Here is a 10,507-nt window from a genome sequence, read left to right as displayed (position 1 = left end):
TCACTGGTGGCAGGATGCCAAGGCTTAACAGTAACTATTTAGCCGGATTTCATATAAGCCTTGCTGTAAGCCTTGCTGTAGACTTTGTTGAACTTTCTCCTCTCCCCAAGGTAATAAATTTCCAGAGCTATCCCACCACCGTAACCAATAGTTGGTAATTTCTGATTTTTTGCCGTACCATACTCCTAGAAACAAACCCATGGATTCAATCCAGTAGCGTCCATTAGCATCAGGTTGTTGCAGGGTATAGCTTCCTGAATTAAGCGATCGCATTTCGACACTTCCCGACGCTGGGTCAAAAATCACATAAATTGGTACTTGTAGGATTTGCTCGTAAAAGTACCATTTGCCATAGGGGTAACGGGGGTTAATGGAATATTCTCCTTGCTCCTTCTCGGATAAGAATTCCATAACCACTGCTGGTACCTCTCCTTCGGTGTGAGGGGTATAGCTCCGGCGAATCACCCCTGGTAACACAGGAAACACGGAAGGTACATAAAACCAGTCCGGTGCTTTGACTACTGTTTTACCGTCCACATTGGCACAGAGTCCAAAGTTGGAAGCAATCAGCATTGAATTATTGATAAATCCGGCTAATTCCAGAATCTCTCGGAGGATAGCCGCTAATAAGGGATGATAGAGATTTTCCACTGGGTCATCGGGTAATTGAAATTCGTCGGGGAGTTTTTCCCATCGGATAATGGGTTCGGCTTTCGTTTGAGTCATAGCCCTATCGGGTGTCTTTATATCCTTAAGGTAACGAAAAATTTAACTTTGCTTGTTTGAAGATAGTTTTGAAGAGACTGTCGAGTTTTGAGGGTTTAGTTTTGAGTAATAACGACAGGTTTTCAAATTCTATTATATTTATAGATTATAATTAATTTTAACTACTAAATTCTTAAAGACTAACTAGTAATGATGCCCAAAAAAATTGAAACTGCTACCTATGTCGCAGCAATGGCGGAACTCCTTGATTTAGACCTTAAGCCCGAACACCGTCCTGGTGTTATCAAAAACTTCTCTAAAATTTATGCGATCGCATCTCTAGTCACAGAATTTAGCTTACCTGATGATATCGCAGCTGCTCCTGTATTTGAACCTTAGGATGCTGATAATTTTTGACTATCAAATTATCTAGTTTATTGGTTGATCAGCGTTACTCAATCATCATAATAGTTGAAATTAGGATGCTAACCGTGAACCCAACTGATGCCATTGGAATTACCACTGCGATTCGAGAAGGTCAAGTCACCGCCAAAACAGTCATTACTAACTGTCTCGAAAAAATAACTGTCCGTAACCAATCCCTTAACTGTTTCACAACGGTTACCACTGACCAAGCTTTATCGGATGCTGAAGATATTGATCATGCTATTGCTAAAGGGAACAATCCCGGTCCATTGGCAGGAGTTCCTTTTGCGGTTAAAAACTTATATGATATCGCTGGCTTAATAACATTAGCTGGGTCAAAAATTAATGCTGAAAATCCTCCTGCTTCCCGTGATGCTACTGCTGTAACTAAACTCAAACAAGCGGGTGCTATCCTAGTTGGAGCATTAAATATGGATGAGTACGCCTATGGCTTTGTAACGGAAAATAGCCATTACGGTGCAACTCATAACCCCCATGATCTCACTCGCATTGCTGGTGGTTCCTCTGGCGGCTCGGCAGCAGCAGTGGCGGCGGGATTAGTACCGATCACTCTCGGTTCCGATACCAATGGTTCGATCCGGGTACCAGCTGCGTTGTGTGGTACTTTTGGCTTCAAACCTACCTACGGACGATTGTCTCGGGCAGGGGTTTTCTTGTTTTCAGCTAGTTTGGATCATATCGGTCCGTTTGCTCGTTCTGTACGGGATATTGCTACTATCTTTGATATCCTTCAGGGAGTAGATCCCACTGATCCCGTTTGTAGCAATCGTCTCCCAGAACTCTGTGTCCCCCAGCTTAACGAGGGGATTGAAGGGTTACGGATTGGGGTTGCTGATGGCTATTTTTCTCAAGGGGCAGAACCAGAAGTCTTGGATGCTGTCGCTAAAGTCGCTAGTAGCTTGGATGTAACTGCCTCGGTTACTATCCCAGAAGCCAAGCGAGCCAGAGCAGCAGCTTATATTATTACGGCTAATGAAGGGTCAAACCTGCATTTGGACAATTTGCGTAAACGTCCCGATGATTTTGACCCAGCTACACGCGATCGCTTTTTAGCAGGTGCCCTAATTCCAGGGACTTGGTATATTCAAGCCCAACGGTTTCGACAATGGTTTCGCGATCGCGTTCGGGAAGTCTTCCAAGATGTGGATATTATCCTCGCTCCCACTACACCCTGTGTTGCTCCCCTACTGGGTCAAGAAAAAATGGTCATTGCCGGAGAAGAAGTTTTAGTTCGTCCAAACTTAGGATTATTTACTCAACCCTTATCCTTCATTGGCTTACCGGTCTTATCAGTACCAATTCACCGTCCTGGTCAAATGCCCTTAGGGGTACAAATTATTGCTGCACCCTACCATGAAGCAATGATTCTTAGAGTTGCTGCAGTGCTTGAGGAGCAAGGTATCGTTTCAGCACCGATTGTGTCTTAACAAATCGATTATTAAGACAATATTCTGTTAGCGAAATAGTTGTCTCATCACACATTAAAAAAGAAGTATAAAGAGTTAAGTATCAAAAAATTTTATCTAGCAGCATGCTCTCCCAGATTAAAGAGTTAGCCCAAGAAATTGCCCCGCGTCTGATCGAAATCCGCCGTCATCTCCACTCTCACCCAGAATTGAGTGGTCAAGAACACCAAACAGCGGCTTACGTAGCTGGGGTCTTATCCTCCTGTGGTCTTCATGTACAAGAAGGGATTGGCAAAACTGGTCTTATCGGTGAACTGATTGGTGGTACCGATGAGCGATTACTCGCCCTGCGCACTGATATGGACGCTCTACCCATCACCGAACAAACTTGTCTGGATTTTGCCTCACATCAACCGGGAGTCATGCATGCCTGTGGTCATGATGTCCACACCACCGTAGGCTTAGGCACAGCTATGGTTCTATCCCAACTCGGAGAAAGGTTTCCTGGTAATACTCGCTTTCTGTTCCAACCCGCTGAGGAAATTGCTCAAGGTGCAAACTGGATTGTTAAAGATGGGGGAATGAAGGATGTGAGTGCTATCTTTGGTCTTCACGTTTTCCCATCAATTCCAGCAGGGTCTATTGGTATCCGCTATGGGGCATTAACAGCAGCAGCGGATGATTTAGAAATCGTAATTATGGGAGAATCGGGTCATGGAGCTCGCCCTCACCAAGCTATTGACGCGATTTGGATTGCTGCCCAGGTGATTACCACCCTCCAACAAGCTATTAGTCGCACCCAGAACCCATTACACCCGATGGTCTTGACAATTGGACAAATTAGTGGTGGGCGAGCTCCTAATATTATTGCTGACCAAGTGCAGCTAGTAGGAACAGTGCGATCGCTTCATCCCCAAACCTATGCTGGCCTACCCGATTGGATTGAAAAGATTGTGGCCAATGTCTGTAATGCTTATGGCGCTCGCTATCACATCAACTATCAGCGGGGAGTACCATCGGTACAAAATGACCTAGCCTTAACTCAGTTGTTGGAAGCAGCAGCTAAGGAAGCTTGGGGAAGCGATCGCGTTTTAATCATACCGGAAGCCTCTATGGGTGCGGAAGATTTCTCAGTTTATCTACAACATGCTCCTGGCAGCATGTTCCGCCTCGGGGTTGGATTCCAAAATAAAATAAATTACCCACTGCACCATCCTCTGTTTGCAGTGAATGAATCGGCTATTGTTACCGGTGTCGTTACTCTCGCTTATGCCATTTATAAGTACTGGCACCAGGACTGTTAATTAGGGATTGGTGAAAAAGTTTTGGTTACGAGAGGCAAGAGGCAAGAGGCAAGAGGCAAGAGGCAAAAGGTTTAAGGGGGTGGAATTTTCACAAACATCAGTTCAATTAAATGCATTAGTTTTGATAGAGATTCGACTTATTTCTTCCACTTTATGAATCTTGAATAGTCCTCAAAACCTTAATAAATCAAGGGTTACGACTTATTGAATTAGCCATAGTTATCAATTTAATTATACAGTTAATTTTAGCGCTTTGCTACAATTTTAAGTACATATTATGTTTTTTTGTTGCTTGTTGCCTGTTGCTTGTTGCCTGTTGCCTGTTGCCTTTTGTCTTTTGCCTGTTGCCTGTTGCCTGTTGCCTGTTGTCTGTTGCCTGTTGACTGTTCCCTGTGCCCTGTTCCCTGTTCCCTTTAGCATGCATGCTAAAGCCCTAAGACTGATTTAGCAATATTGAAATAAATCAGCACACCTAAGACATCAACAACTGTTGTAATAAATGGTGCGGACATCAGAGCTGGGTCTAAGCCTAGGTGACGGAACAGAAACGGTAGGGCTGAACCGGCAATTGATGCTAAAAGTGCGATCGCAATCAGACTCACTCCCACCGATAGGGCTACTAAAAAATCTCCTTGTAACCAGTAAGCCCATCCAGTGGCCATTGTACCCAAAATTACTCCTAGTAATAACCCCGCCAGTGCCTCTCGCCAAATCACTTGACCGGGGCCTAAGTCACGAATTTCATCAGTATTTAAGCCGCGAATCACCACCGTAGAAGACTGAGCTCCCACATTCCCACCAGTGCCAGTGAGTAAAGGGATAAAAGCTGCTAGGGCAACAACCTGCTGCAAAATAGACTCTTGAGACTTTATAATCGTACCCGTAACCGTATTAGTGAGTAACAATACAAATAACCAAACTACCCGTCGGCGGGCAACTGTGAATAAATTGGTTTGAAAATAATTATCTCCTTCCGATTGGACACCACCACCAACCGCGTACATATCTTCTGTTGCTTCCTGCTCCAAGATATCAATCACATCATCCACAGTGACAATACCCACTAGACGCTGCTCCCGGTCAACCACTGGTACAGCCAGGAAATCATAGCGTTGGATCATCCGTGCTACCTCTTCCTGGCCCGCATAGGTATAGACATATACCACATCACGAGTCATAATTTCACCCATGGTGGTCTCGGTGGCAGAAATCACCAAATCCCGCAGGGAAACAATCCCAGTCAAGTGTCGAGAGTTATCGGTTATATATAGGTAATATACGACTTCCGAGGCTTTGGCTAAGCTACGAATCTGCTCCAAGGTCTCGCTAACCGTCAAGTTTTCCTTGAGGGAAATATATTCAGGGGTCATGATTCGCCCTGCTGTTCCCTCCTCATACCCCAAGAGCAGGGCTGTCGCTCGGCGTTCTTTAGGACTTAACTGTGACTGCAAACGTCGGACTACCTTAGCTGGTAACTCATCAAACAACTTCGCTCGATCATCTGGCGACATCTTATCTACGATATCCAGTACCTCCTGATGTTTAAACTTCTCAACTAGAGACTGTTGGACACTGGAGTCAAGATTTTCATACACCTCAATGGCCTCAGATTTAGACAATAAACGGAAGGCAATCACTTGCATTGCTTCTGGTAATCCTTCAATCGCTTCCGCAATGTCTACTGGTTGTACTGGTACCAGCACTTGCTTAGCACCCTGAAGATTACCTTGCTCCAGCAGTATCTGCAGTTGAGAACGCACCAGCTGTCGCAGTTCACTACGCGAGATTGTCTGGAGGGAAATTTGGTTTTCAGTCAATGCAAACCCTCCTCTTGAGTAGGTTTTACTTGTTTTTCAGTGCTGACTCAAGTCTAGATGCTTTTGTACCTGCTCCAAGACTCATCGGTAATTGGTAATTGGTAATTAGTACTTGGTAATTAGTACTTATTAAGTAGTACTTAGTAATTAGTACTTGGTAATTAGTCGGAAATCAATAAATAAATGAAATTATATTAAGAAATGTAAAATACGAACCATTTTTACTGCTAATCAGGTTTCAGTTAACTTAACCAAAGTTAACACAGTTATCAAAACCTTTGTTTCTTAATTGGTCACTGACGCAACTATCCTTTGGATTCCGATATTCACCAATGGCACTACTTGAAGCATTTTCCTCGAAGAGTATTGTCACCGCAATAGTTATTTGAAAGTAATCCCATCAAGCTAGATTTCCCTGTACGTGATCCAGCCCGAGGGAAATTAATTTGTTAATAAAAATAGTGATATTCTTCCCCTTCTTCCCCCTATCTCCCTGTTCTGGTGTTTTACCACTCAAATCGGATTGCTATCGATGGCCTTTTGGCCTTTTGGCCACGCTACGCGAACGGCCACGCTACGCGAACAACTGGTCTAGTTAATAGTATAAATGTACTATTGACGTAGTTTTGGTTATAATGATGAGCACAAGCAATTATTATAAATTGCTACCATTTAAGGTTTTTTAAATTATATTTGCGAGTCTAATTATGCTTGATTGTCTCAATGCGGCTCGCTACTTCATCGTAAAAGCTCACGTTGACATCTTCCCACCGCTAAATTGTAGATTATAGCGGGGGTACCTCGCGACTCACGACTTAGGTTTCTGTTTCCTTCTCCCCTTGGGGGAGTTTTTCGCACTAGCCTTCCGAGACTTACTCTCTTTCGCCGTAGGCGACGCTACGCGAACGGGTCTTACAGTCGCTCCACAGACTGACACGGCAAGCCCTGCCGCCAAAATATTAATTGATGCGTTGATATCGCGATGCTCCGTAGGAGCCGCTACGCGAACATGGTGAGTGTTACAAGATGGGCAGTCCCATTCCCGGATGTTTAGTGGTAAAGATCCGACGCAATTCAAACATGCAGAACACAACTTGCTACTGGGGAACCATCTATCAATCGAAACAGCTTTCCGGTTGTACCACTCTGACTTGTACTTAACCTGACGGATTATTTCTGCCCAATTAGCATCACTGATTACCTGAGCTAGTTTGTGATTTTTGACCATGTTTTTTACAGCTAAATCCTCAAACGCAATCAATTGGTTTTCTCTGACCAGTTGAGTGGTTAGCTTGTGAGTAAAATCTCTTCTAGCGTCCTTGATCTTTGCGTGTATCCTGGCCACCTTTAACCTTGCCTTTTCACGATTGTTAGATCCTTTTTGTTTTCGCGACAAAGCTTTTTGGTATTTACCCAGTCTTTTTTTGAGCCTTTTAAAATGCTTGGGGTTGGTAATTTTATCTCCGTCGCTGGTTGTAATTAGACTGGAAATTCCTAGATCAAAACCAATTTGTTTATCCGTTAAAGGCAAGCTCAAGTCTCTAGGGTCATTGAACCTAATTGAGATATGCCACCGTTCGGATTGATCTAAGCTGACTGTAACGGTACTTGGATTGCAGTTTGCAGGTAATTGACGACTCCAACGAATAGGCAAAGGTTCTTTGCATTTAGCAAGATAGATTTGACCATCTTTCCATTTAAATGCTGATTTTGTAAATTCTGCACTACCACCGTTGCGTTTATTCTTAAAGTTCGGATACTTAGCACGACCTGCAAAGAAATTAGTAAAAGCATTTTGTAGATGCCTCAATCCTTGTTGAAGTGGAACACAACTGACTTCATTCATAAAAAACAAGTCATCCTGTTGTTTCCATCCTGTCAACCCATACGGAAGTTTCTTTATAACTAATTCGTTTTTGATGTTCGTACCATCCTTTTGTTCTAGCATCTAATGCTTTGTTGTAAACAAGTCTTACACAGCCTAGGGTTCTCCTCAACAGAGTCTCCTGTTCAGGGGTTGGGTATAAACGGTAACGGTAAGCTTTTTCTACCATGCTTACATTGTAAAGTATTCCTTGTGAAATGTTAACTAAACAAATTAGTCATTCTTCCTTGGAAAGGAAGACAGAAAGATGACAACCCTCTTAACAGTGTAATCCAACAAATTCTAGAGGATTAGCTTTTGCGTTCCCGTAGCGGTTCCAAGGCCCATTCCATTTCCCTAGTTGCTGCTCTTGGGACAGATAATGATCTGTGCCTCTGGATTGACTCCAATTCCAGCAGCTAACAACCAACTGCTAATCAATACTAAACTAGAGTAGAGAGAAAGTAGGCGCAGGTGGTTGCGGATTCGCATTTTTCTGCGAGTCTGAGGAAAGTCCGGGCTCCCGAAAGACCAAACTTGCTGGGTAACGCCCAGTGCGGGTGACCGTGAGGATAGTGCCACAGAAACATACCGCCGATGGGAAGCATAAAGGTAGAAGGCTCCAGGATGAATGTATTCTTCCGGCCTTTTTCCTGATTCTTTCACAGGTAAGGGTGCAAAGGTGTGGTAAGAGCGCACCAGCAGCATCGAGAGGTGCTGGCTCGGTAAACCCCGGTTGGGAGCAAGGTCGAGAGGAACTACGGTTGGTCTTTTACCAGTTCCGGATATGGAGAACCGCATGAGGCGTCTGGTAACAGCCGTCCTAGATAGATAACCACCCTCTTTAGTAGCTTCTTGATGGTTGCTAGGGAGAACAGAACCCGGCTTATGTCCGACTTTCTCTCAATTTAGCTATTAGTCGTTAGTAATGAGTACTCCCAGCAGACTCTGGTTAGTCACAAAGGACTTTCCGACTCACGACAACAGACAGCCATGACCATCAAAGATCCCCGTCGTCAGAAACAATTAGAGAAGTTAGTTCAAAAGTTAGGACTATCTCAGACAAAAGCTGTGAATTGGTCATTGCTAGATTTAGCACTGACTCACTGTAGTATCTCAGCAGAACACAACTATGAGCAGTTGGAGTTTGTTGGTGATGCTGTAATACGTTTAGCTAGCTCAGAATGGCTATGGGAAAATTATCCCAACTCTTCCGTTGGTGAGTTTGCTGCTATTCGTTCCGTACTAGTAAGCGATCGCATTCTGTCTCAACTCGCTCGCAGCTATGGTCTAGAGCGTTATTTACTGGTTTCCAATAGTGCCGCTGGTAACAAAGCTGGGGAAACATCCCGGTTAGCTGATGCCTTTGAAGCAGTATTGGGAGCATTATATTTAAGTACCCATACCCTAGAATTAGTCCGTCCTTGGCTAGACCCTCACTTACAAAAACTGACTACTGAAATTCGTCAAGACCCAGCCCGCCAAAACTACAAAGATGCTCTTCAGGAGTGGACTCAAGCTCACTACAAACTGCTCCCAAAGTATCATCTGACCGAAAACCTGCAAGTGCATGGGGCAAACAACCGCTTCACTGCCCAAGTTTGGCTAAAAAATCGACAATTAGGTGAAGGTACAGGAAGATCGAAAAAAGCTGCGGAACAAGCAGCAGCCAAACAGGCATTTCTGGAATTGAGAGGGCAAAAATGAAAGAAACCGGAGTAGCGATATTGGGAGCAGGTCGCTGGGGGAAACACTTGGTCAGGAATTTCTTGACACACCCTGATGCTTGCTTAGTGGCAGTGGTTGATCCATACCCAGAAACCTTGGCAGCAATTAAAGATAAATATAACCTCGCTCCTGAGGTACGTTTGGCAACAGATTGGGAATCGATACGAGATCTACCAACAATTGAGGCAGTGGTAATTGCTACTCCAGCAGTTACCCATTACACCCTAATTAAGGATGCTCTACAGCAGGGGAAACACGTCCTAGCAGAAAAACCCTTAACCCTTGATGTAGCTGAGTGTCTAGAATTGTGCCACCTGGCTCAAGAAAAGCAGCGACAGCTCATGGTTGACCATACCTATCTATTTCACCCAGCGGTCAAGCGGGCTCAAGAGGTTGTGAACTCGGAATGCTTAGGAGACTTACGCTATGGATACGCCGCCCGTACTAACTTAGGACCAGTACGTCAAGATGTCGATTCTCTCTGGGATTTAGCCATTCACGACATTGCTATTTTCAACCATTGCTTAGGACAGCTACCTGTTCAAGTCCAAGCTACTGGTAGGGTGTGGCTACAGTTTCAAAAAGAGTTTCAAGTTAGCCACTTGCCGGTTAAAACAGAGTTTCAAGTTAACCAGTTGCCGGTTGAAAGTTCTGAAGATAACCAAGGCTGTAGTCAATCACTTACCCCTCAACAACCCGATAACCTTCAACCTCCTAACCTTCAACCTCCTAACCTTCAACCTCCTAACCTTCAACCTCCTAACCTTCAACCTGCTAACTTTCAACCTTCAACCCCTCAAGGATTAGCTGACTTAGTTCAGGTAACACTTACCTATCCCACTGGCTTCCAAGCTTTTATTCATCTGTGCTGGCTCAATCCAGATAAACAGCGGCGGCTTGGGATTGTAGGAACACAGGGAACCTTGATTTTTGATGAAATGGTTGCCCAAGCACCCCTAACTATCCAACATGGTTATTTTGAACAGAACGGGGAGTACTTTATCCCTGGTGGTCAGCATCGTGAAGTTCTTGATCTCGAATCACTTGAACCACTTTATTCAGTATGCGATCGCTTTCTTAACAGTGTCCGCTTGTCCCAACCTTCATCAATATCATCTGGCTGGGTTGGTGCTCAATTGGTACACATTCTCAGTTGTTTAAGCCAATCCCTTCACCAAGGAGGAGTGCCAGTTACTGTTCCCCAGTTGCCAGAATAATTAGCTATTCATTTCCCCT

The 10,507-nt window shown here is 44.2% G+C and carries 9 protein-coding genes, 1 other RNA gene and 1 pseudogene; 7 read left to right on the top strand and 4 right to left on the bottom strand.

From position 1 onward, the window contains the following. Positions 1 to 24 precede the first annotated feature (24 nt). Entirely contained in the window at positions 25 to 726 is a 702-nt protein-coding gene (locus BJP37_RS28665; protein ID WP_075903944.1) for a Uma2 family endonuclease, read from the bottom strand. A 189-nt stretch (positions 727 to 915) separates the two neighbouring features. Here BJP37_RS28665 and BJP37_RS28660 point away from each other — a divergent pair, with 189 nt between their 5' ends. The 3 genes from BJP37_RS28660 (at position 916) to BJP37_RS28650 (ending at position 3,862) form a co-directional block, all read left to right on the top strand. Further along, positions 916 to 1,104: a DUF4089 domain-containing protein gene (locus BJP37_RS28660; protein ID WP_075903942.1), complete on the top strand. Its 189-nt coding sequence runs from the start codon at positions 916 to 918 to the stop codon at positions 1,102 to 1,104. An 83-nt stretch (positions 1,105 to 1,187) separates the two neighbouring features. Then, positions 1,188 to 2,579: an AtzE family amidohydrolase gene (locus tag BJP37_RS28655; protein WP_075906559.1), complete on the top strand. Its 1,392-nt coding sequence runs from the start codon at positions 1,188 to 1,190 to the stop codon at positions 2,577 to 2,579. Positions 2,580 to 2,683: 104 nt separating this feature from the next. Next, positions 2,684 to 3,862, top strand: a complete 1,179-nt coding sequence (locus tag BJP37_RS28650; RefSeq protein ID WP_075903939.1) for a M20 family metallopeptidase — start codon at positions 2,684 to 2,686, stop codon at positions 3,860 to 3,862. Positions 3,863 to 4,118: 256 nt separating this feature from the next. Here the strand turns inward: BJP37_RS28650 and BJP37_RS40235 are convergent, their stop codons facing one another. Then, the gene (locus BJP37_RS40235) at positions 4,119 to 4,286 is read right to left on the bottom strand and encodes a hypothetical protein (RefSeq protein ID WP_158069814.1); all 168 of its coding nucleotides are present in this window, start codon (positions 4,284 to 4,286) and stop codon (positions 4,119 to 4,121) included. 1 nt (position 4,287) lies between these two features. Further along, the gene (gene mgtE, locus BJP37_RS28645; protein WP_075903937.1) at positions 4,288 to 5,679 is read right to left on the bottom strand and encodes a magnesium transporter; all 1,392 of its coding nucleotides are present in this window, start codon (positions 5,677 to 5,679) and stop codon (positions 4,288 to 4,290) included. A 461-nt stretch (positions 5,680 to 6,140) separates the two neighbouring features. Here mgtE and BJP37_RS40230 point away from each other — a divergent pair, with 461 nt between their 5' ends. After that, a complete protein-coding gene (locus tag BJP37_RS40230) occupies positions 6,141 to 6,278 on the top strand; it encodes a hypothetical protein (RefSeq protein WP_158069813.1) in 138 nt (45 codons plus the stop codon). A 209-nt stretch (positions 6,279 to 6,487) separates the two neighbouring features. Here BJP37_RS40230 and BJP37_RS28640 read toward each other — a convergent pair. Beyond that, positions 6,488 to 7,733, bottom strand: a pseudogene (locus BJP37_RS28640) (RNA-guided endonuclease InsQ/TnpB family protein). Between the two features lie 271 nt (positions 7,734 to 8,004). Here BJP37_RS28640 and rnpB point away from each other — a divergent pair. From rnpB to BJP37_RS28620, 3 genes are all read left to right on the top strand, one after another. Further along, an RNA gene (gene rnpB / locus BJP37_RS28630) (RNase P RNA component class A) lies at positions 8,005 to 8,447 on the top strand. Positions 8,448 to 8,536: 89 nt separating this feature from the next. Next, positions 8,537 to 9,250 carry a ribonuclease III gene (rnc, locus tag BJP37_RS28625; RefSeq protein WP_075903932.1) on the top strand — a complete coding sequence of 238 codons (714 nt, stop codon included), beginning with the start codon at positions 8,537 to 8,539 and terminating at the stop codon, positions 9,248 to 9,250. Then, on the top strand, positions 9,247 to 10,488 hold the full coding sequence (locus tag BJP37_RS28620) for a Gfo/Idh/MocA family protein (RefSeq protein WP_075903930.1): 1,242 nt from the start codon (positions 9,247 to 9,249) through the stop codon (positions 10,486 to 10,488). The genes rnc and BJP37_RS28620 overlap by 4 nt, the downstream gene beginning before the upstream one ends. The last annotated feature ends 19 nt before the right edge of the window (positions 10,489 to 10,507 follow it).

It is taken from the genome of Moorena bouillonii PNG (assembly GCF_001942495.1).
Lineage (GTDB): Bacteria > Cyanobacteriota > Cyanobacteriia > Cyanobacteriales > Coleofasciculaceae > Moorena > Moorena bouillonii.
This window is presented reverse-complemented; position numbering and strand designations above follow the sequence as displayed.